Annotated in this window: 17 protein-coding genes; 9 read left to right on the forward strand and 8 right to left on the reverse strand. The window is 69.4% G+C overall.

The genetic code is table 11. The annotated features are described in order from the left end of the window. Positions 1–7: 7 nt before the first annotated feature. A complete protein-coding gene (locus RN901_RS01895) occupies positions 8–904 on the reverse strand; it encodes an LpqB family beta-propeller domain-containing protein (RefSeq protein ID WP_310755237.1) in 897 nt (298 codons plus the stop codon). A 118-nt stretch (positions 905–1,022) separates the two neighbouring features. Between RN901_RS01895 and RN901_RS01900 the strand changes: the two genes are divergently transcribed. Then, positions 1,023–2,327: a dipeptidase gene (locus RN901_RS01900; protein ID WP_310755240.1), complete on the forward strand. Its 1,305-nt coding sequence runs from the start codon at positions 1,023–1,025 to the stop codon at positions 2,325–2,327. Next, a complete protein-coding gene (locus RN901_RS01905) occupies positions 2,327–4,045 on the forward strand; it encodes a YncE family protein (RefSeq protein WP_310755243.1) in 1,719 nt (572 codons plus the stop codon). The genes RN901_RS01900 and RN901_RS01905 overlap by 1 nt, the downstream gene beginning before the upstream one ends. Here the strand turns inward: RN901_RS01905 and RN901_RS01910 are convergent. Continuing rightward, positions 4,042–5,907, reverse strand: coding sequence for a thioredoxin family protein (locus tag RN901_RS01910; protein WP_310755246.1), 1,866 nt, complete (start codon positions 5,905–5,907; stop codon positions 4,042–4,044). The genes RN901_RS01905 and RN901_RS01910 overlap by 4 nt on opposite strands. Positions 5,908–6,098: 191 nt before the next feature. Between RN901_RS01910 and RN901_RS01915 the strand changes: the two genes are divergently transcribed. After that, positions 6,099–6,506 carry a DoxX family membrane protein gene (locus RN901_RS01915; protein WP_310755248.1) on the forward strand — a complete coding sequence of 136 codons (408 nt, stop codon included), beginning with the start codon at positions 6,099–6,101 and terminating at the stop codon, positions 6,504–6,506. Positions 6,507–6,563: 57 nt separating this feature from the next. Here RN901_RS01915 and RN901_RS01920 read toward each other — a convergent pair whose 3' ends face one another. Beyond that, entirely contained in the window at positions 6,564–8,093 is a 1,530-nt protein-coding gene (locus RN901_RS01920; RefSeq protein ID WP_310755251.1) for an inorganic phosphate transporter, read from the reverse strand. A gap of 235 nt (positions 8,094–8,328) precedes the next feature. Between RN901_RS01920 and RN901_RS01925 the strand changes: the two genes are divergently transcribed. Next, positions 8,329–9,450: an aminotransferase class I/II-fold pyridoxal phosphate-dependent enzyme gene (locus RN901_RS01925; RefSeq protein ID WP_310755255.1), complete on the forward strand. Its 1,122-nt coding sequence runs from the start codon at positions 8,329–8,331 to the stop codon at positions 9,448–9,450. A gap of 26 nt (positions 9,451–9,476) precedes the next feature. Continuing rightward, positions 9,477–10,976, forward strand: a complete 1,500-nt coding sequence (locus RN901_RS01930; protein ID WP_310755258.1) for a CHAD domain-containing protein — start codon at positions 9,477–9,479, stop codon at positions 10,974–10,976. 40 nt (positions 10,977–11,016) lie between these two features. On the opposite strand, the gene RN901_RS01935 is transcribed toward RN901_RS01930, so the two are convergent. After that, a complete protein-coding gene (locus tag RN901_RS01935; RefSeq protein ID WP_310755261.1) occupies positions 11,017–12,273 on the reverse strand; it encodes an amidohydrolase family protein in 1,257 nt (418 codons plus the stop codon). Then, complete coding sequence (gene hisN, locus RN901_RS01940) at positions 12,270–13,046, reverse strand: histidinol-phosphatase (RefSeq protein ID WP_310755263.1); 777 nt, start codon at positions 13,044–13,046, stop codon at positions 12,270–12,272. The genes RN901_RS01935 and hisN overlap by 4 nt, the downstream gene beginning before the upstream one ends. A gap of 88 nt (positions 13,047–13,134) precedes the next feature. Here hisN and RN901_RS01945 point away from each other — a divergent pair, with 88 nt between their 5' ends. Next, positions 13,135–14,121 (forward strand): FAD binding domain-containing protein, encoded by a 987-nt coding sequence (locus RN901_RS01945; protein WP_310755266.1) that lies wholly within the window; start codon positions 13,135–13,137, stop codon positions 14,119–14,121. 33 nt (positions 14,122–14,154) lie between these two features. Here RN901_RS01945 and RN901_RS01950 read toward each other — a convergent pair whose 3' ends face one another. Continuing rightward, positions 14,155–15,282, reverse strand: a complete 1,128-nt coding sequence (locus RN901_RS01950) for a hypothetical protein (RefSeq protein ID WP_310755269.1) — start codon at positions 15,280–15,282, stop codon at positions 14,155–14,157. Positions 15,283–15,495: 213 nt separating this feature from the next. Here RN901_RS01950 and RN901_RS01955 point away from each other — a divergent pair, with 213 nt between their 5' ends. After that, positions 15,496–16,107, forward strand: coding sequence for a superoxide dismutase (locus RN901_RS01955; RefSeq protein ID WP_310755272.1), 612 nt, complete (start codon positions 15,496–15,498; stop codon positions 16,105–16,107). 33 nt (positions 16,108–16,140) lie between these two features. Here RN901_RS01955 and RN901_RS01960 read toward each other — a convergent pair whose 3' ends face one another. Further along, complete coding sequence (locus tag RN901_RS01960; RefSeq protein ID WP_310755275.1) at positions 16,141–17,274, reverse strand: ATP-dependent 6-phosphofructokinase; 1,134 nt, start codon at positions 17,272–17,274, stop codon at positions 16,141–16,143. A 128-nt stretch (positions 17,275–17,402) separates the two neighbouring features. On the opposite strand from RN901_RS01960, the gene RN901_RS01965 reads away from it, so the two are divergent. Beyond that, on the forward strand, positions 17,403–18,077 hold the full coding sequence (locus tag RN901_RS01965; RefSeq protein WP_310755278.1) for an HAD-IA family hydrolase: 675 nt from the start codon (positions 17,403–17,405) through the stop codon (positions 18,075–18,077). Here the strand turns inward: RN901_RS01965 and lon are convergent. Then, entirely contained in the window at positions 18,074–20,776 is a 2,703-nt protein-coding gene (gene lon, locus RN901_RS01970; protein ID WP_310755281.1) for an endopeptidase La, read from the reverse strand. The two genes, RN901_RS01965 and lon, sit on opposite strands and share 4 nt — an antisense overlap. Positions 20,777–21,020: 244 nt before the next feature. Between lon and RN901_RS01975 the strand changes: the two genes are divergently transcribed. Next, positions 21,021–22,268 (forward strand): 4-hydroxy-3-methylbut-2-enyl diphosphate reductase, encoded by a 1,248-nt coding sequence (locus tag RN901_RS01975; protein ID WP_310755283.1) that lies wholly within the window; start codon positions 21,021–21,023, stop codon positions 22,266–22,268. Positions 22,269–22,273 lie beyond the last annotated feature (5 nt).

A 22,273-nucleotide genomic window follows, 5' to 3' on the forward strand; every position in this document is an offset into this window, starting at 1 on the left:
ACGCACACTACGGCCTCCATGCGGCCATGGCATCCCAGCGCGGGTGGCGCGTGATGTTCACCGGCTCCGATCCGTCCGCGCCCATCGCGTAAATCTCGGAGTTCCCGTCCCGCTTGGTCGAGAACAGCACGTACGCGCCGTCCGGCGACCAGCGCGGCAGTTCGTCCACTCCGGCGCGTCCCGAGAGGTTGGTCTGGCCGCTGCCATCCGCCCGCATCACGTAGATCTCCGCGTCCCCGATATCGCGGTAGGACGTGAAGACGATCCGCGATCCATCCGGCGACCAGGACGGGGAACGCGCGCCGCCCTCGGCGGGGAGCCGCGCGAGCCCCGTCCCATCGGCCCGCATCGTCCACAGCGAGAACCGCCGGCCCCCGTCGCGGTCCGAGGCAAAGACGATCCGCGCGCCATCGGGCGACCAGTCCGGGTCCACGTCGAAGGACGACGGGCTCCGCGTGAGGTTGACCGGATTCGATCCGTCCACGTCGATCACCCAGATGTCCGGATCCCCCGTGCGCTCGGAGACGAAGACCACGCGCGTCCCATCCGGGGACAGGCGCCCGGAACGGTCGTTCGCCGAGTCCCGCGTCACCGGCCTCGCATTCGAGCCGTCCGCGTCCATGAGGAAGATGTCGGGGTTCCCGTCGCGCCAGCTCGTGAACACGATCCGCGACCCGTCCGGCGTCCAGCTGGGCTCGAGGCTCGTTTCCCCCTCCTCCGTCAGCGGCCGCTGTCCCGTCCCATCCGCGTTCGCCACCCAGACGCGCATGAACCTCTCGCGGATCGCGGTGAAGACGATCTCGCCCGCCGCGGGCGGCTCGGGACCCGTGGCGTCCCCGCACCCGAGCGCCGCCAGCGCTGCCAGCGTCATGCAAAGGAGTCGGGGCGCCTTCCAGGCGTACATGACGTTCGTCCGTCCTCCAGGGCTCGCGAGTTTCGGTGCGGCCCGATCCTCGTTGCATCCCGCCGGGGCGCGGACGAGCTTGCGCCACAGCGTTTCGGACCGACCCGGGAGTCAAAAGATGAGACAAATCGTACGCTCGCACCAAGCCCTCCTTCCCGTCCTGTCCCTTTTCCTCGCCCCGTTTCTCGCTTTCGGTTGCGGAGAACCGGCAGACGACCCGGGAACCGCGGCCGGTGAGGAGGCTTCCATGGACGAGGCCGAACTCGAACGGCGTGCCCGCGAGATCCACGAGAGCGTGCTCACGATCGACACGCACGACGACATCCCCTACAACTTCGCCACCCCGGAGGTGGATCCGCTCAACGCGGACCGCCAGGTAAATCTCGAGAAGATGCGGGCGGGCGGGCTCGACGTCGGTTTCTTCATCGTCTACGTGGGACAGACCGAGCGCACGCCGGAGAACTACGAGGCGGCGAAGCAGGGCGCGATCACGAAGTTCGAGGCGATCCACCGCATGGCCAACGAGATGTACCCGGAGCAGATCGGGCTCGCCCACACCGCCGACGACGCGGAGCGGATCCACGCCGAGGGCCGGCTCGTCGCCGCGATCGGGATCGAGAACGGGTACGTGATCGGGACGGATCTCTCCCTCCTCGAACGATACCACGAACTCGGCGCCCGCTACATCACCCTGGCGCACAACGGCAACAACGACATCGCCGACTCGGCGCAACCCAACTTCGCGTTCGGCGACACCCCGGAGGAAAACGGGGGCATCAGCGCCTTCGGCGAGGAGGTGATCGCCGAGATGAACCGGCTCGGAATCATGGTCGACGTTTCCCACATTTCGAAGGCGGCCAGCCTCGAGGCGATGGAGCTCTCCGAGGCTCCGGTCATCGCGTCGCACTCCGGCGCCCACGCGGTGAACGCCCATCCCCGCAACATGGACGACGAGCAGTTGTATGCCCTGCGCGAGAACGGCGGTGTGATCCAGGCCGTCGCCCTCGGGGCCTTCGTGAAATCGCCTCCGGAGGAGCAGCAGGCGGAGGTCACCGCGCTCCGGGAGTCGATCGGCTTCACGAGCTTCTCCCAGATGACGGACGAACAGCGCGTCGCCTTCCGCGAAGGGATGGCCGAGATCCGTTCGCGGTATCCGGCCGTGGACGTGGCGGACTTCGTCGACCACATCGACCACGCGGTCAACCTGATCGGCATCGATTACGTCGGGATCAGTTCGGACTTCGACGGCGGCGGCGGGATCGAGGGGTGGAGCGATGCCTCGGAGACGCTCAACGTCACGATCGAACTCGTGCGCCGAGGCTATTCCGAGGACGAGATCCGGCAGCTCTGGGGCGGGAACACGCTGCGCATCTGGCGCGCCGCCGAGGAAGTCGCCGCGGATCTGCAGCAGAGCGGGGGCTGATGCGCGTCAGGACGCTCACCGCGGTCGTCCCGCTGGCGCTGGCGGCGGCCGCGTGCGGCGAATCGCCGCGGGAGCCGGCCGACGCCGACGGGCCCTTCCGGGTCGGCGCGACGATCGATGTGGGAGCGGCTCCGCACGGCATCCGGTTCAGCCCGGACGGCGACACTGCCTGGGTGGCCCTGAGCGGCGAAGGCCGCATCGCGGTCGTGGACCTCTCGGAGTCCGCAGTTGTGGCGCGCTGGGAGGCCGGGGACGCGCCGCTCGACCTCGTCCGCGTCGACGGCGGCTGGCTGGTGAGCCAGTTCCGGGATTCGACGCTCATCCGGCTCGACGACGAGGGCCGGATCGTCCCCGGCGCCGTGTGGGACGTCGGGGCGGGTCCGTCGCTGTTCACGCCCGGGACCGTGCGCGGCGAGACCTGGATCACGACCGAGTTCTCCGACCGGTTGTGGACGGTGGACACCCGCGAGGGCACGCCGCGGGGGTTCCACGCCACCGGCGATCGCCCCTATCCGGCGGACGTGATGTGGGACGGCTCCTACGCCTTCGTCCCCAACCTGGATGCGGGGTCGGTCTCCGTCATCGACCTCCTGAACGGTGAACCGGACGCCACGGTCGAAGCGTGTCCCGGCCCGCCGGGGGGCGCGCTCACGCCCGACCAGGTCACATACGTCGTCGCCTGCGGCGGGTCCGACGAGGTGGCCTTCATCAACACCGCGTCCTTTGCGATCACGGGCCGCGTCTCGGAGGGCATCGGCCCCCGGCCGTTCTCGGTCGTCGTGTCTGGAGATGGTCGCCACGCGCTGGTCAACAACGCGGGCGGGACCACGGTCTCCGTCGTCGACCTCGAATCCCGCGCGGGCGTGCAGCGGTTGGAGGTCGGCGAACAACCCATCGTCCTCCGCGCGCACCCGGACGGCGAACGCGTGTTCGTGGCGAACGAGATCTCGGGCACGCTCGTCGAACTGGCGCCGGCCGTGGCGGAATCGTCCGCTCCCTCCGACGGGGAGGCGACGCTGAACGAGGTCGTCGTGCTCGGGATGATCCACTCGGGCCACGAGACCAGCGAGATGTTCAGTCTGGAGATCGTGAGAGACCTGGTGCGGGAGATCGATCCGGACTACTGGCTGACGGAGATCCCGCCCAACCGCTGGGACCGGGCATGGGCCGAGTTCGAAGCCACCGGGACGGTCGAAGAGCCCCGGGTCCTCCGCTTCCCCGAGTACATGGAGGGGCTCTTCCCCCTCTCCCGCGAGCTGGACTTCGAGGTCATTCCCACGGCGGGGTGGACGGAGCCGATGTCGGACTTCCGGGCCGCGTATCTCGACGCCTATTCGCGGGATCCGGACCGGGCCGAGGGCTGGGCGGAGTACCGGGCGGCAGCGGAGGCTTCAGCCGAGGCGCTCGCCGCGGGCGCGGGGGACGACCCGCGCTGGATCCACACCGATGCCTACGACGAGGCCTACGACATCCGCATGCGGACGTACGCCCGCCTGTTCGACGCGGATCTGGGCCCCGGAGGGTGGGACGCGATCAACGCCTCGCACTGGGCGTACATCGAGGATGGGCTGGACCGGCATCGAGGCGAGGGCGTCCGGTTCCTCCTCACCTACGGAGCGGGACACAAGGGGCCGTTCCTGCGCGAACTCCGGAAGCGCGACGACATCGTGCTCCTGGACGTGGGGCCGTTCCTCGACCGGGTGGCTGCGGCCCGCTAGTCGCCGAGCAGATCCAGGATCGCGGACTTCGAGATCAGCTCGGAGAAGACGTGCGGCTGCCCACCCGGCCGATAGAGCACATAGAAGGGGATGCCGTAGCGGCCGAAGTCGGCCAGGTAGCGGCCGATCGACTCGTCGCGCCGCGTCCAGTCCGCCCGCATGGCGATGACGCCGTACCGCTCGAACGCGCCGGCCACCTCCTCGGTCTCCAGGAAGAGCGTCTCGTTGACCTTACAGGTGAAGCACCAGTCGGCCGTCACGTCGACGAACACGTAGGTGCCCTCCGCCGCGAGTTCCTCGGCCCGCTCGCGGTCGAAGGGTTGCCACGCGATGAGGCGATCCTCCGGCGCGACGCCGATCCTGGAGGGCCCCGCTTCGGACCGCCCCGCGGCCACCGTGGAGACGGCCATGACCGTCAGCGCCGCCGCGGCGACCCCGGCAAGCCGGCGCCCGGGCCGACCGCGCTGCGACCGGCTGGCGAGCCAGATCGCGAGGGCCACGGCCAGCAGCCCGATCTCGAAGAAGGCGACGCGCGGCGCCGACACCAGCCCCGACATGACGAAGAGAAGCCACACGAGTGTCGCCGCGAGCAGGAACCCCATCACCACGCGGAAGGTCGCCATCCACGGCCCCGGCCGCGGCAGCACGCGCCCCGCCGCCGGGAACGCCGCGAGGAGCAGGTACGGAGAGGCCATCCCGGTGCCGATCGCGCCGAACATCGCCGCCGTCGTGATCGAATCCTGCGTGAGCGCGAAGCCGAGCGCGGTCCCCAGGAAGGGGGCGGAGCAGGGCGTCGCCATCAGCGTGGCGAAGAAACCGGTCACCAGGTGCCCCGCGAGCCCTTCGGACGGACCCGACGAGCCCACCTTCGCCAGCGTCCCCGGGAGGTGGATCTCGAACAGGCCCCACATGTTGAGCGTGAAGAGCAGGATCACGACCGCGAGCGCGCCGACGAACAGCGGTTCCTGGAACTGGATGCCCCAGCCCACCGCGACGCCGGCCGCGCGCGCCCCGATCGCCGCCCCCGCCAGCAGCAGGAAGGAGAGGACGATCCCGGCCGCCGTGGCGAGGCTCCCGGTCGTGAGCGCGCGCCGGCCCCCCTCCGCGCTCTTCATCAGCCCGAACACCTTCAGCGAGAGCACGGGAAGGACGCACGGCATGGCGTTGAGAATCAATCCACCAAGGAAACCCAGGAGCACGAACCAGAGGAAGCCGCGCCCCGCGCCGCCGATCTGCGCGCCGCCGCCCGTCCCGGCGCCGGCATCAGCCGCAAAAAACTCCGGACTGGCAGCCTCGCCGCCCGTCCCGACGGTGAGTCCCACGGTCGCCGGCGTGGTGACCTGCGGGAGGCACATTTTGTCATCGCACGCCTGGTACGTGACGTTTGCCCGGATGGGGTACGTGCCCGCAGCCGCGGCGGCTGGCGTTGCCAGGGAACCCCGGACGAACACCTCGCCCTCGTACACCGATATCGCAGTGGGTGCGAAGCTGAACGTCTTCATCTCCCCGGGCGGATACCGGAGCGCCGCCTCCGGCCAGTCCGGTGGCAACTCGAGATCGACACTGGTCGGGATCAAGTAGTCGTACGTCGGCTGGTTGCTGTTGGCGTGCCAGCCGTCCTCGATGGTGAGGCGCACCGCGAGTTCTGCGGGCTCGCCGGCGAGGTAGGCGGTGCGGTCGAGGGCGACCTCGACATCTCCCTTCTCGAGGTCCAGCGCCGCCTGTTGAGGAAGCTGTGCCGCGCCCGGGCCCGGGAGGACGGATCCCGCGACCGCGGCCCACACGACCGCGAGCATCGGCCAGGCGCGCCGAGCTTCGCCGCGTTCCGCGCCTGCTGTCCTGCCTCTCGAACCGACCGCCATTCGTCCCGATCCCTTGAACGAGCTTCCGACAACCCGGCGGGAAAATTAGCCGCCCGGCCTCTGCGTCAAAACACCCGTCCCCCCCGGCGCGATGGACGCCTGTGATGGACGCCCGCGATTGACGCCCCCATTTGCGGCGGACCACTCTTGAAGGAAGGAGGAACGTCCCGCACACCGGAACGGAGGCCGACATGAAACGCTGGGGTCTGCTGCTGCTGAGAGTGAGCACGGGGTGGCTGCTGGTGATGTGGGGGCTCGACAAGTTCGTGAACGTGGAGCACGGCCAGCGCGTGGCCGAGAGCTTCTATCTCGGGATCGGGTCGCAGGCGGTCGTCCAGAACGTGTTCGGCGGTCTGGAGATCCTCCTCGGCCTTTTCGTGGTGCTGGGCCTGTGGAGGAAGCGGGCGTACCCGGTGGCGTTCGTCGTGCTCCTCATCACGGCGCTCGCGGTGTGGAAGTCGATCCTCGATCCGTGGGGCTGGGTCCTCGACGGATCGCAGGTCCTCTTCTATCCCTCGATCATCGTTCTCGCCGGCGCCATGGTCCTGTGGGGCACGATGGACCAGGACGAGTTGACGCTCGACGCCCGCATGGGCTGACCGACCTCCGACCCGTTCCGGCGCGCCCGGGGTGACGCGCCGGAACGGGTCAGGGGATCAGCCGTGCTCCGGCTCGGGCCGGTGGACCCTTCCGAGCCGCCACATGCCGACGGCGACCAGCACGGCGACGATCGGCAGGCCGGCCGCCCCCGTGAGGACGATCAGCGAGGCCATCGTGAAGGCGACCCCGGCGGCGATGAGGCCCGTGAGGAGCCAGCCGCCGAGCACCACCATGATGCCCGTCACGCGCTGACCGCCGTCGATGGTCGTCCACGTCCGGTCCCCGAAGGATGCGCCCATCGCGGCCATGAACGTGATGTACGTCGTCGACAGGGGCAGCTTGTTCGCCGTGCCGATGGAGATGAGCATCGCTGCGACGGTCAGATTCACACTGGCGCGCAGCAGGTCGTACGGAGGATCCTGCGGGTCCGGCGGGGGCGGCGCGGTCTGCACCTCGATATGCTCCCGGATCCTGCGCGGCGTGAGGCGCTTGGCGAAGAGGAAGCCGGAGTACCCCCACGTCGCGATCGACGTACCCAGCTTGCTGTCGCGGAAGCGCTGCGGCGTGTGGCTCTGCGCAGCGAGCCGGATCTCCGTGTCCGTCACGCGACGCGCCTTCCGCGACCTGATGAGCGCCACGGCCATGATGATGCCCGCCGCCAGCAGCGCCCACGGCGGCGTCGGCACCCGGCCGGAGAGGTCGACGCCTTCCACGAGCACCGCCTGGAAGGCCGCGACCGACGGACCGATGAAGTTGACGAGGTCGTTTCCGGCGAACGCCATGGACAGCGCGCCCGTGCCGGTGAGGACGATGACGCCGACCACCGTCCTGGGCCGCCGCCGCAGCGCGAGCGCAAACATGCTCGACAGGACGAACACGCCGGCGAGGATCAGGAAGATCTGCTCGCGCAGCATCGTCATCGTCCCCTCACCGAGAAGCGCGGCGCCCTGCAGGCCCTTGAACAGCACGAAATAGGCCATCGCCGAGAACGAGACGCCGGTCCAGAGCCAGCCCCAGCGCGGAAAGCTCTCCTTCAGATCGAATCCGTACAGGATCCGGACCAGCCACATGATCCCGGCCGCGCTCACGAAGGCGGTGATCACGGAGAGGAAGATGGCGGTGTAGATGCCGAGCACCGGCCCGGTGTTGATGACTGCCAGCGCCTCGCGGAAGCCGCCCGCCGTGGTCCAGAGGGCGACCGCGATCGAGGCGCCCACGAGTTCCGACACGATCGACACCGTCGTGCTCGTCGGCAGCCCGAAGGTGTTGAACAGGTCCAGGAGAAGGACGTCCGCCGCCATGACGCCGAGGTAGAGCGCGAGGATCGAGGTCAGGATGATCGTCCCGTCCACGTCGGTGAAGAAGCCGGGATCGAACACGCCGCGCCGCGCCACCTCCATGAGGCCGCTCGACGTGAACGCGCCGAGCAGGATCCCGATCGTGGCGATGATCATGATGAGGCGCCGCCGCGCCACCCGGGACCCGAACGCCGAGTTCAGGAAGTTCACCGCATCGTTCGCGACCCCGACCCAGAGGTCGAAGGTCGCGAGCCCGAGGATCAGAAGCAGAGCAATCGTTTCGAACAATGGATCAACGCCTGGCTGGGGCTGCGGACGTCCGGAACCGGGCCACACCGAGGTGTCGCGCACGGTACTTTCAGCGCCAACCCTAGGCCGATTTCGCCACGGGGCAAGCGCCGTGACGAGACTGTTACCTCAGCGCCCTTCAGCCGTGTCCTGTTCCCGTCTTTACGTCATTCCGGTATCCTCCGAAGTTCGCAGTCCGAACGCGGGCACGCCCCGATCAAACCCAGGAGCCGAGATGCGGGTTCCCCCATTCCTGATGGAGCGGTGGCAGTCGACGTTCGAGCACCGCGTGGACTACAACCTCTCCGAGAGCGGCGTGCACCCGCTGACGCTGTCGGAACTGCTGGAACTCATCGACCTGGACCCGGGCGGCGTCCGCCTGGAGTACGGACAGAGCGATGGCTCCGATCCGCTCAAGGCCGTGATCGCCGACCTGTACGAGGGGGCCGTTCCCGAGAACATCATCGTCACGACCGGAGGGGCCGAAGCGAACTATGTCGTGCTCTGGAGCCTGGTGTCGGCCGGGGACCGGGTCGTGGCTCTGGAACCGACCTACGGCCAGACGCCTGGGCTGGCGCGAGGACTGGGCGCGGATGTGGTCTCGTGGAAGCTCGATGAAACGCGTGGCTGGCAGCCCGCGCCGGGAAGCGCCGCGGAAGTCATCACGCCGGGGACGCGCCTCGTCATCGTCACGAATCCGAACAACCCGACGGGAGCCGTCCTCACGGCGTCGGCGATGGACGAAATCGTCGGCGCCGCCGAGGCGGTCGGGGCCTGGATTCTGGCGGACGAGGTCTACGTCGGGGCGGAGGTCGAGGGCCCGGAGACGCCGAGCTTCTGGGGCCGCTACGACCGGGTGATCGTGACGGGCTCGCTCTCGAAGGCCTACGCGCTTCCGGGGCTCCGGCTCGGCTGGATCACCGCGCCGGCGCACATGCACGAGGAGTTCTGGAGCCGGAAGGACTACACGACCATCACGCCGGCGACGCTCTCGGACGTCGCGGCGCGCCGCGTCCTGAGCGCCGATGTGCGCCCCCGCGTGCTCGAACGGACGCGGGGGATCATCCGCGCCAACCTCTCCCGCGTCACCCGCTGGCTCGACGACCGCGCGGACCTGTTCTCGTACCGGGCCCCGGAGGCCGGCGCGATCTGCTACGTGCGCTACGGTCTCGACATCAACTCGACCGAGCTGGCGGAACGGCTGCGGGCCGAGAGGGGTGTCCTCGTCGTCCCCGGAGACCACTTCGGGATGGACCACTACCTGCGGATCGGCTTCGGCAGTCCGGCCGCGGCACTCGACGAAGCGCTCGACCGCGTAGCGGCCCTTCTCGAGGAGGCCTGCGCCGCCGTCGCCTAGCGTCGGTGGACACGACTCCGGGTTCCATGGTGCCGGCGACGGTCGAGGTCGAGGTCAAGCTCACCGGAGATCCGGCCGAGCTTGCCGCGGTCTTCGGCGACCTGGGCGGTACTCGCCCGGCCCGCGAGCAACTGGTGACGGTCTACTACGACACCCCGGAGGGCCATCTCCGGCGTCGCGGCTTCGCCCTCAGGATCCGGCGTGGGCGCGGCGTCCGGGAGCTGACCCTGAAGCGGGACGAGGGGGACGGGCTGACGCGCGGCGAGTGGACGTCACTCCTGCCGCCCGCGGCCCCGGAGGATGCGACGCCGAGGCTCGATCAACTCCCTCCTGAGGCTCCCGTAGGTGAACTCGCGATCCCGGATGCCGACGCGTTGAACCCCACCTTCCTCACCGACATCGAGCGCACGAAAAAGGAGGTCCGGACGGGCGACGCTCTGATCGAGGCGTCGCTGGACATGGGGCGGATCTCGGCCGGCGAACGCGAGGCGGCGGTAGCCGAACTGGAGCTGGAGCTGCTGAGCGGGCCGGTGGGGGACATGCTGGCGGGTGCGCGCGCTCTCCTGGAGAAGCGTCGCCTCAGGCTCGGGACGCGCTCGAAGGCGGCGAGCGGCACGGATCTGCTTCTCGGCACGTCGCCGCCCGCCGTCCGGGCGACCCGGGTGAAACTCGAACCGGCGGATTCTATCGGCGGGGCGCTCGCGAAGGTGGTCCGGGCCGCGTCCATCCATGTGACGGGGAATCTCGCGCCGGTGCTGGAGGCCGGCGATCCCGAAGGCATCCACCAACTGCGGGTCTCCCTGCGGCGGCTGCGCTCGGCGCTCCTCTTCCTCAAGCCCGATCTCGGATCCCGCGCGGCCGCCCTGAACCGCGAGGCCCGGCGGGCGCTCAAGCGGCTGGGCCCGGCGCGCGATTTCGACGTCTTCGTGCTCGAGACGTTGCCTCCGGTGATCGAGGCGAATCCGCGCGTCTCCGCGCTGCTCCGGCTTCGCGAGGCCGCCGAAGGCCGCCGGGAAGCGGCCCTTGCGTCGGCACGGAAGCTGATTCTCGGCCGGCGGTTCAACCGGTTCGTCCTGGACCTGCTGCAGGTGGCGCACGGCGGCGGTCTCGTCGTCGAGGACAGCGACGCGTCCCTCGTGGATACGGCGAGGGACAGGCTGGTCGCGAGATACCGGAGCCTCATGGAGGCGGGCAGCGGCTTCGACCGCCTCACCGAGCCGGAGCGCCACCGGGTCAGGATCGCGCTCAAGAAGTTCCGCTATGCGTGCGACTACTCGCGGGCCCTCTTCCCCGGCCCGGCGGTGGGCCCGTACCTCAGACGTCTGTCGGCGCTGCAGGACGATCTCGGCCGCCTGAACGACGCGTCGGTCGCCCGGCTGATCGCGCGGGAGTTGGCCGCGGCCGATCCGTCCGCGGCGGAGGGGGCTTCGCGGGTCGGCGACTGGTACGACCGGTGGGCGCGCGAGGCGGAGCCCGGCCTGGTCGAATCCTGGCGCACGTTCGCCGCGACCGAGCCGTTCTGGTAGCTCGCCCGCCCGGCGGTCCTCCCGGCGCCGCAGTTGCCGGCTACGGAACGACGCGGGGTCCGAGCGAACGGCGGTGACGCCTGACGCCGCGCGCGAAGAGGAGCAGCGTGAGCAGGAGCGCGGCCCCGCCGATCAGGAGCCGCACCGGATTGTCCGAAACCCGGTTTCCGGGGTTGTCGAGCAGGGCGTCGAAGAGCGTGGGCGGATCGTACAGGACCCCGCCCTTGCCCACGCGGGACACCGTCTGCGTGAGCGAAATGTCCAGGCGCGGATCGCTCTCCAGGATGAGAAAATCCCCCAGCTTGCCCGGCTCCAGCGTACCCCGCGAATCTTCGAGCCCCAGGTAGCGGGCCGCCTCGCGCGTGGCGGCGTAGAGGGCGTCCTCCGCCGTCAATCCGGCCGTGACGAGCGCGTCCATCTCCTCGTGCAGCGCCAGCCCCGGCGCGAGCGCGCCGTTCGTCGCCGTGGAGACGGATCCTCCGGCGGCGTGGAACTCCCGCACGAACTCGCGGTGCACCTCCAGGGCCGCACCCAGCCGTTCGGCCTCGGCGGGCGTCCGGTCGGGAAGCAGCCGGTCCTGAATGCGCTCCGCGACCATCGCGTATTCGACGAGGCGGTTCATCCCGTGCGGAAGTCGGTAGGGCGCCGCCCAGCGCTCCTGCTCCAGGAGGCGCGGCGCGAACGCGGCGCCCCGGGCCCCCATCGCCCGGGCGGAGTCCAGCAGCGCCTCGCGGTCGGCCAGCGCCGGCCGCGACCGCGCGTAGAGCTGGAGATCTCGCGGCTCGCGCCCGGGCGGCCCGCCCGCGTCGAGCGGAACCGTGGCGGCGAGCGCCTGGCCGAAGAGACCGAACGGGTACGGCGGCTCCTCGACGGGCGCCGCCGGCCGCGGCGCCGGAATGCGCGCGTCATCGCTGCCCGTCGGCGGCAGCCGCTCCCCGTCGGGACCCTCCGGGATCTCGGGGACGGCCGCCGTCGTGACGCCGAGCAGGAAGGCGAGGTAGGCGGCCTGCTCGTTGCTCGGCACCTCCGCGGCCTCCTTCACATCGATCAGCCCCGGCACCACCCAGAAGCCATCGGCGTCGAGCGCCTCCACGCCTGCCGGCACGGCGCAGTCGGCCTGCGCGCCCACGCACGTGATCAGGCCGTCGACCACGACGAGCCGCCCTGTCGGCCACGCGTCCCCCGTGCCGTCGATGATGTTCGCGTTGTCGACCACGATCGACGCCGGCCCGCCGCATGCCGCGAGCCCCAGCAGAAGGGCGGCCGACGCCCCCGTGTAGCGTTTCGTTCCCGTCATGACGTTCCGGTTCCGTTCAGGATCTCCATCACCTCTCCGTGCAGCGCGGGCGCGGCCGCCACCGTCGACGCGCCGCCGATGGGATCGTCCCCTTCCCAGGTCGTGATCACGCCGCCCGCGCCGCGGATCACCGGGACCAGCGCCGCAATGTCCCACGGGTGCATGACCGGATCGAGCATGATGTCGGCCCGCCCCGTCGCGACCATGAGATATCCGTAACAGTCGCCCCAGCCGCGGTACAGCGCCGTTCTCGACCACAGCGCCTCGAACCCGGCGAGGTTCCGGTGCCGGCCGACCGCTCCCGGATCCGTCGTGAGGAGCATCGCCTCCGACAGCGGGCGGTCTTCGCGGACCCTCACCGCCTCCCCGTTGAAGGTCGTCCCCGACGCGGTGCCGATGGCCAGTTCGCGCGTGACCGGCTGGTGGATCACCCCGAGAATCGGCTCCCCGTCGCGCAGCAGCCCGATGAGCGTCCCGAACAGAGGGACGCCCGCGACGAAGGAGATCGTCCCGTCGATCGGGTCCAGCACCCACACGTACTCGGCGTCCTCGTTGTGCGGGCCGAACTCCTCGCCGACGATGCCGTGGTCGGGAAAACGCTCCAGGATCCGGTCGCGCAGCAGCGTCTCGGCGTAGCGGTCCGCGACGGTGACGGGCGACTCGTCCGCCTTGGATTCCACGGCCAGGTCGGGATGTCGGAACATGCCCGCGACCGCCCGGCCCGACGCCTCGGCCAGCTCCGCCGCGAATTCTCTCAGCGAGTCGGGGTCCACCTCTCCTCCGGCTTCGGTTTTCGGGTTTGAGCGCGATCCGGCCCACAGGTTAGTGTCGCGTCCGGGACACGACACTAGTTTGCCGGACATGCTCAGGCTTCATCCGTACGAATACCACATGCCGCGCGCGCTCGACGAGGCGCTGTCGCTGCTCGCCGCCCATGGCGACGACGCGATGCCCATCGCCGGCGGGACCGACCTCGTCCCCAACATGAAGCACGGGCTGTTCACCCCCGGCCACCTCGTCGCCCTCAGCCGGGTGCGGGAGATGCGCGGGATCGCTTCCACCGAGGAGGAGATCCGCATCGGGGCGGCCGAGACGCTGACTTCGGTCGCGACCCACCCGGACGTCCTCGCGCAGATCCCGAGCCTCGCCCGCGCCGCCGAACTCGTGTCGGGTCCGCAGTTGCGGCGGGTCGGCACCATCGGCGGCAACGTGTGTCTCGACACGCGCTGCGCGTACTACAACCAGACGAAGTTCTGGCGGAAGGCGCTCGGCTACTGCCTGAAGAAGGACGGCGACCTCTGCCACGTCGTGAAGGGCGGCACCCGCTGCGTCGCGGCGCACTCGGCGGATACGCCTCCCGTGCTCGCGGTGCTCGACGCGGTCCTGGAGGTCGCGGATGAGGACGGGACGCGCGATGTGCCGATCCGGCGGTTCTTCACGTCCGACGGGATCTGGAACCGATCCATCGGAAGAAACGAACTCGTCGTCGCGATCCGGGTTCCGCGGCCGCCGGCGGGTACGCAGGTCGCGTTTCAGAAACTCCGGCCACGCGCGGCGATCGATTTCCCGCTAGCCAACCTCGCGGTGCGCGTCGGACGCGACGACGAGGGCCGCGTGTCCGATTTCCGCCTCGTCGTCTCCGCCATGGGCGCCTATCCCCGCCATGTGGGCAAGGTCGACGACGCCGCCATGGGGAACCGCCTCGGTCCCGGCGTGATCGAGGCCGTGGCCGAGCAGGCGTTCCGCCAGTGTCACCCGCTCTCCAACATCACGGTCGATCCGGAATGGCGCCGCGCCATGATCCCCGTCCTCGTCCGCCGCGCCCTCAACGAGATCGCCGCCGCCTGAAACCTGTCAGCTCAGGAGGCGAGGCCTGCCCGCTCAGTAGGCGAAGAGGTCGGCGAGCGGGACGTAGGCCTCGCCGGCGAACGCGAGCACGTCGTCGATGCCGAACAGGATCTCGTCGAGCGCCGCAAGTTCGGAGCCGGTGAATCCCGGTCCCGCGGCAGCGATGAAGACCGGCGCTTCCACGGTGCCCTCCACCAGAGCCTCCACGCGCCCCGCCTGGCGGATCTCTCCCTCCTGAGCCCCGTTCACGACCGCGAGGTCAACGAGCGTCCGCCCGGCCGAGCCATCGATGTCCATGCGGAAGAGAAGGTCCGCGTGCGATCCATCCGCCGACAGGCCGCCGCCCACCCGCAACCGTACCTCGGTCCCCTCCGCCGAGAGCACGCGGTGCGTCGACGTGACGTACGTCATGCCGGCCGCGTCATCGAACTCCAGCAACTCGTCGAGTTCGAAATCGAAGCGCCCGTTCTGGTCTTCCGCGAAGCCTTCGGAGAGCAGGCTCACCGACACCCCGTTCGCATCGGATGCGAAGGCGCCGTCCACGACGTAATCGGCGACGCGCCGGGTCCCGCCCCCGCTCGTATCGAAGGCCCGTATCCGCAACCGGGCGGACACCGCGTCGCTCTCGTCCATGAGATCCACGAACCCGAACGGCCGCAGCGGAAGCGCGGGAAGACCGGACGAAAGGTCCACCACGTACAACTCGAACCGGACCCCGTTTTCCGGTCCTCCGTCCCCGTACTCGACGTACGCGTCGTCGGACGCGTCGAAGATGAACTCCTTGCCGAGAATGTTGATCGGGAAGAGTGGCGTCTTCCCGCCCGATGCACGGCTTGCCGCGACGTTCGCCACCGCGCGTTCGAGCGAACGCGGCTCGAGAGCGCGGAGGAGATCGACCCGATCGGACGAGCCCCGGAGCTGTGCGTGGGCCACCCGGTTCGCCCGTGGTTCGGACAGCCCGAGCACCTCGGCGATCGTCCGCACCTGCGCGACGATCGCGTTGTCCGCCGCGAACCGGAGCGAGTAGATGGAGTACGCCGCCAGCTCGGGATCGAAGGGGGGATCGGGCAGCGGCGGTCCGACGATGCCCCGCTCTTCCACGCAACCCGCGGCCGCCAGTACGAGCAACCCCGCCACCAGGGCACGACATCTTGCCGCCACCGCGATCCCTCTCCTCATGGTTGAAACGATTGGACAGGAGAAAGACGAGACCGGTGGGAAGCAGGTCACGGCACGGGAGTAGGCGGGAGCACGCGGTAAGCGGAAGTGGCTGGTCACGGTCCCCACCGCGCGCATACCTTGCCGAAGCGTTCAAGAATCCGGCATTCGTCACTACGGCCCCCGGCCGGGGGCTCTTGATTCCGAGGAGGTAGGATGCACGCCTTGCCCGACCTGCCGTACGCCCACGACGCGCTCGAACCGACGATCGACGCGCGCACGATGGAAATCCACCACGGCAAGCATCACCAGGTGTACGTGAACATGCTGAACGGCGCGCTCGAGGGTCACGACGACCTCGCGGGCCTTTCACTCGAGGCCCTCCTGCGCGGCATCGGCGACGTGCCCGAGTCGATCCGCGGCGCGGTGCGGAACCACGGCGGCGGACACGCGAACCACTCGCTGTTCTGGACTTCGATGTCTCCGAACGGGGGCGGGAGTCCGTCCGGCGGCCTCGCGGCCGCGATCGACGGGGCCTGCGGCTCCTTCGACGACTTCAAGGCGGCGTTCCAGCAGGCGGGGCTCACCCGCTTCGGCAGCGGCTGGGCGTGGCTCGTGGCGGGGGGCGGCGGCGAACTCTCCGTGTACTCCACCGCGAACCAGGACAGCCCGCTGATGCAGGGAGACACGCCGCTCCTGGGCGTGGACGTGTGGGAGCACGCGTACTACCTGAACTACCAGAACCGCCGCGCGGACTACCTCGCCGCGTTCTGGGACGTCGTGGACTGGGCCGCCGTGGCCGCCCGCTACGCCGCCGCCACCGGCTGACCGCCCCGAATCAGCCGCCCCGGGCCTCCGGGGTCAGTCGCCGAGGCTGACCCCGATCGCCTGGGCGGTCATCACGATGTCGCCGTCCACCGGCACCAGCTTGGGGTTGGCGAGCGCCTCCGCGAGCGGGATCGCGCGGACGAGCGGCGGATCGAGTGCGACCATCGTCCCGAATCGGCCGCGGGCCACGCAGCGTACGGCGGCGGCGCCGAAGCGCAGCGACATGACGCGGTCGTAGGAGGTCGGCGTGCCGCCGCGCTGCAGGTGGCCCAGCGTCAGCGACCGCGTCTCCTTCCCCGTGCGCCGGGCGATCTCCCGCGCCACCATGTCGCCCAGCCCGCCCAGCCGCTCCTGGTCGTCCGCGACGTCCGCACCGCCGGGGAGAATCTTGGTCACCATCTCGCCTCCGGCGGGTTTGGCGCCTTCCGCCACGCAGACGATGCTGAAGTCGCGCCCCGAGGCATCGCGCTCCCGGATCTTGTCGCACACTCGTTCGATGTCGAAGGGAATCTCGGGGATGAGGATGACGTCGGCCGAGCCGGCCAGTCCGCTGTAGAGCGCGATCCATCCGGCGTCCCGTCCCATGACTTCCACGACCATGACGCGGCGGTGGCTCTCCGCCGTGGAGTGAAGCTTCCCGATCGCGTCGGTCGCCGTCTCCACCGCCGTGAGAAACCCGAACGTGAGGCTGGTTCCGCAGAGGTCGTTGTCGATCGTCTTCGGCACGCCGACCACCGGAAGCCCCCGCTTCGAAAGCCGGTGTGCGAGGTCGAGACTGCCGTCCCCGCCGATCGCGACCAACGCGTCGATGCCATGCTCCCGGAGGCTCTCGATGACCTCGCCGGACCGGTCCCGCTCCTCGATCGAACCGTCCGGCAAACGCACGGGCCACGCGAACGGGTCGGAGCGGTTGGTCGTCCCCAGAATCGTCCCGCCGCGGTGCGTGATCCCCCGCACCTCATCGCTCCCCAGCGGAACCACCTGCCCGGGATCGTCCGCCAGCAGTCCCCCGTAGCCGTTCTCGATGCCCACCACGCTCCAGCCGCGGCGGCGGGCACTCAGCACGATGGCGCGGATCACCGCGTTCAGCCCCGGCGCGTCCCCTCCGCCGGTGTTGATCGCGATCTTCCGGATCGCTCCCGCGCCGCCCGCCTTCTTCTCGTTCATGGCCCGATTATCGGTAGTGCGGCAGCGCGTGGCAAAACCCAGCGTTGGCGCTGCTCGAACGCCGCGGGGCTCTTGCCGCGCGCCGCCGGGGTTGACGCTGCGCCCGCGGGTCGGCACCCTCGCTCCCCATGTCGCCCCGCCGCCCGCTGGAAACGATCCTCTTCGACCTCGACGGGACCCTCGTGGACTCGACCCACCTCATCGCCGAATCCTGGCGCCATACGATGAGGACCCACTTCGAGGACCCCCCTCCGGACGAGGTGTGGCTGAGGACGCTGGGCCAGCCGCTGCGGACCCAGCTCGGCTATCTCGTGGACTCGGCCGAGGAAGTTCAGGCCATGGTCGACACCTACATCGACCACAACTTCCGGGAACACGAACGCCTCATCCGCTCGTTTCCGGGCGTGCGCGAGACGGTCGGGCGGTTGCGCGAGAGAGGCGTGCGGCTCGGCGTGGTCACGAGCAAGGCGAGCGCCGGCACGGCCCGCAGCCTGGCGGCGTGCGCGCTGGACGAGGCGCTGTTCGACGTGATCGTCACGTCCGATGAACCCGTGCCGCACAAGCCCGACCCGGCCCCCATCCGGCTGGCGCTCGAACGGCTGGAAGCGGCCGCCGAAACCGCCGCCTACGTGGGGGACTCCGTGTGGGACATGCGGGCGGGACACGCCGCCGGCGTGACGACGATCGCCGCGCTATGGGGTCCGTTCTCGGAGCGGGAGCTGGTGATCGAACGCCCCCACATCATGCTCGACGCGATCGAAGACATCGACGCCTATGTCGCCGCACCGGAGGTGGCCGGCTAGCCGGAGGACTCTTCCCCGCTGTCCGAAAAGGCGAGCGTCCCCTCCTCGAGCGAGCCGTTGGCGAGCGCGGCCGCGAGCGCCTCGTCGAGCGTTTCCACGAGGTGGAACTCGAGCTGCTCGCACACGTGATCCGGGAGGTCCTCCAGGTCGCCCTCGTTGATCGCCGGAAGGATGATCTCGTTGATCCCGGCGCGGGCGGCGCCGAGCACCTTCTCCTTGACCCCGCCGATCGGGAGCACCCGCCCCGAAAGCGTGATCTCGCCCGTCATCGCGACGTCGTGCCGCACGGGGTGGTCGCCCAGGGCACTCACGAGCGCCACCGCCATGGCGATGCCCGCCGACGGTCCTTCCTTGGGGATGGCTCCGGCCGGGACGTGAATGTGAATCTCGTGGTCCCGTAGCCGCTCCTCCGTGAGGTCGAGCCCGTTCGCATGGCTGCGCGCAAAGGTGAGGGCGGCCTGCGCGCTCTCCTTCATGACGTCGCCGAGCTGCCCCGTGAGGACGAGCCCCTCCTTGCCCTTCAGGACCCGGGTCTCGACGAGCATGATGTCACCGCCCACGGGCGTGTAGAACATGCCCGTCGCCACGCCGACCGAATCCTCCTCCATCTTCTCGGCGGCATGCACCTTCGGTCGTCCCAGCAGCTCGCGCAGGTCGTCCGCGCCCACGGCTGCCTCCGAGGATCCCGTCGCGATCTTCCGCGCGGACTTCCGGCAGACCGAACCGAGTTCGCGTTCGAGCTGCCGCACGCCGGCCTCGCGGGTGTAGCGCGTGATGATCGCCCGAATCGCGCCCTCGTCGACCTCGACCTGCTCCGGGAGCAGGCCGTTCCGTCGCTTCTGCCGGGGCAGGAGGAAACGGCGCGCGATCTCGAGCTTCTCGGCTTCCGTGTAGCCGCGGAACTCGATCGCCTCCATCCGGTCGCGCAGCGGTCCGGGGATCTGCTGGAAGACATTCGCCGTGGCGATGAACAGCACCTCGGAGAGATCGAAGGGCACCCCGAGGTAGTGGTCGACGAACGCCTCGTTCTGCGCCGGATCGAGCACCTCCATCAGCGCGGCCGAGGGGTCGCCCTGGAAGGAGACGCCCAGCTTGTCGATCTCATCGAGAAGGAACACGGGGTTCTTCGTCCCCGCTCGCTTCAATCCCTCGATGATGCGGCCGGCCATCGCGCCCACGTACGTGCGCCGGTGTCCGCGGATATCCGCCTCGTCACGCGCTCCGCCCAGCGACACGCGGACGTACTTGCGGCCCATGGCGTCGGCGATGGAACGGGCGATCGAAGTCTTGCCCACGCCCGGCGGTCCGACGAAGAGCAGCGTCTCCCCCGCGCGGTCGTCGTCATATCCCGGTACCGAGTCGGTCCCGGCCTCGTCGGACTCTTCTCCATCGGACCCTTCCGGGGCCTCCGCCTCCGCCTCGCCCTCCGCGTCGCCATTCCCCGAAGCTTCGGTCCCCTCCTCCTCGTCGGTCGCCGCGTCCCCGCCGCCGTCCGCCTCCGCTTCGGCGGCTTCGCGCAACCGCGTCTCTTCCTGGAGCTTGCGGACCGCCAGGAAATCGAGGACCCGATCCTTGACGTCGCGAAGTCCGTAGTGGTCCCGTTCCAGGATCTCCTCGGCCCGGGCGATGTCCAGTTGTTCCTCGGTCGTTTCGGACCACGGCAGGTCCGCGACGATCTCCAGGTACGTCCGCACGACCTGGGCCTCCGCCGACTCGCGCGGGATGCGCTCGAGGCGCCGAAGCTCGCGGTCGACTTCCTGGCGCGCCTCCTCCGGCAACTCGAGCGCCTCGATGCGCTCGCGGAGGTCGTTCGCCTCCTGGGAGTCGATGTCCTCGCCCAGCTCCTTCTGGATCGCCTTCATCTGCTCGCGCAGGAAGATCTCGCGCTGCCTCTCCCCCAACTCCTCCTGGACCTGCTCGCGGATCTCCTCTTGCGCCTCGAGCAGGCCGATCTGCTTCTGCAGGTGCACGAGAAGCGAGCGCAGCCGCGCCTCGACGGAGAGGGTCTCGAGAAGTTCCTGCTTCTGCTCGACCTCGAGTTCGGTGTAGAAGGCGACGAGATCGGCGAGTTCGCCGGGCGTCGACACGCCGCCCAGGAGGTGGTCGACGATTTCCTTCGGGACGCCGCGCAGGCGGCTGACTTCCGCGGACCTCTCGTGGACCTCCTTGTAGAGGGCCGCGAAGGCCCGCTCTTCGGGGTCGAGCGGATCCATGTCGTCCATTTCGCGCGCGACGACCTCGAGGTATCCGTCGCGCTCGTCGTATTCGAGGGCGGCGGCACGCGTGTCGCCTTGGATGACCATCTGGATGCCGCCGGGCACCTTCTGCATCTGCGCGATTCGGCACACGGTGCCGATGCGGAACAGGTGCTCGGGGTCGGGCCGCTCGACGTCGGCATCGAGCTGGGCAACCGCGAAGAGCAGCTTCTCCCCCGCGATCGCCCGGTCGATGGCCTTCATCGTCTTTTCACGGCCCGCGGCGATCGGCGCGGCCACGGCAGGGAACACGACCGTACCGCGGAGGGGGAGCACCGGCAGCCGCATGCGCTTCGACTCGGCCCGGCGCCCCGGTTCCGTCTCTTCGGCGGGGGCCGTTGCCTCGTCGCCCTCTACTTCGGCGACCTTCATCTCGAGCAGCACGCCGCCGTTTTCCGGCGGCACCGCCTCAGCCTGATCCTTGCGTCCGTTTTCTTCGCTCATACTCGCGTAGCTTCTATGTCCTCGCGCAACGTGCGCGCGTGAGTCGGATTTGCGTCTTCCGGTGCAGGTTTCGGGCCCGCCGGCTTCCCTCCCTGTACCCCCTTCTCCGCCGATGTGGCGCAACGACGCGCCTAAGAGGTCTGCCGATGCGGGCGGTGTGCGTCAAGACGGCAGCCGGCGGTGCTTGCTCGGCAGCCATCGGCGCTTGCTTGGCAGCCACGCGAGTTCTTGCCATCTTTAGGGCATGGCGAAACAGACACTGAAGGCGGGCGGTCGCAAGGCGCCGACCGCGGACGAACGCTATTACCGGCGCGGGCTGGGTCTGAAGAAGGAGATCCAGCCGGTGATCGATTTCGAGTATGGGAGCGCCATCGTCTCCCTGATCAGGGAGCGGGACTTCGAGCTTCAGGCGGGCCGGATCCTCCTGCGTCTCGCGAAGAGTTCCGGTTTCTGCTACGGCGTGGACCGCGCGGTGGACTACGCATACGAGTCGCGCCGCAAGTTCCCGGATCGGCGGATCCTCCTCGTAGGCGAGATTATCCACAACCCGCATGTGAACCGCCGGCTCCAGGAGATGGAGATCGAGTTCCTCTATCCCTCCGACACCGGGGAGTTCGACTTCAGCGGCATCACCGTCGACGACGTCGTGATCATTCCGGCCTTCGGCGTGACGCTGCACGACTTCGAGGCGTTGCGGGCCCTCGACTGCGTTCTCGTCGACACGACATGCGGTTCCGTGCTCAACGTCTGGAAGCGGGTGGACGGCTACGCCCGCGAGGGTTTCACGTCGGTCATCCACGGCAAGTACTGGCACGAGGAGACGCGGGCGACCAGTTCGCAGGTCCTGAAGCACGACAACGGGAAGTTCCTCATCGTACGCGACATGGAACAGGCCCTGCTCGTCTGCGCGTATATCCGCGGAGAAGGGGAGCGGGATTCCTTCATGCGGACGTTCGCGGAGTCGGTGTCCGACGGGTTCGATCCCGACCTCCACCTGAAGAAGATCGGGGTCGCCAACCAGACGACGATGCTGGCTTCCGAGTCGCTGGCCATCGCCGCGAAACTCGGCGAGTCGATCGCGGACCGCTGGGGACCGGAGGAGATGCCGGACCGGTTCCGCAGCTTCGACACGATCTGCTCGGCGACCCAGAAGCGGCAGGACGCCGTGAAGGACATGATGGAGGATCCGCCGGACCTCATGGTCGTGATCGGCGGCTACAACTCCTCGAACACGAACCAGCTCGCGTACCTCTGCAGCCTGTACACGACGACGTTTCACATCGAGGACGCCGCCTGCATCGATACCGTGCGCGGACGCATCACCCACAAGCCGCTGGGAACTGACGAAACGGTGACGGAGGGCGCGTGGCTGCCGGACGGGAACATCAGCATCGGCATCACGGCGGGCGCCTCCACCCCGAACTCGAAGCTCGGGGAGGCGGTGGAGCGCATCCTGCGGGGCGTGGGCTACGACCCTTCCAGCCTCCTCTAGCGGGC

It is taken from the genome of Candidatus Palauibacter soopunensis (assembly GCF_947581735.1).
GTDB lineage: Bacteria > Gemmatimonadota > Gemmatimonadetes > Palauibacterales > Palauibacteraceae > Palauibacter > Palauibacter soopunensis.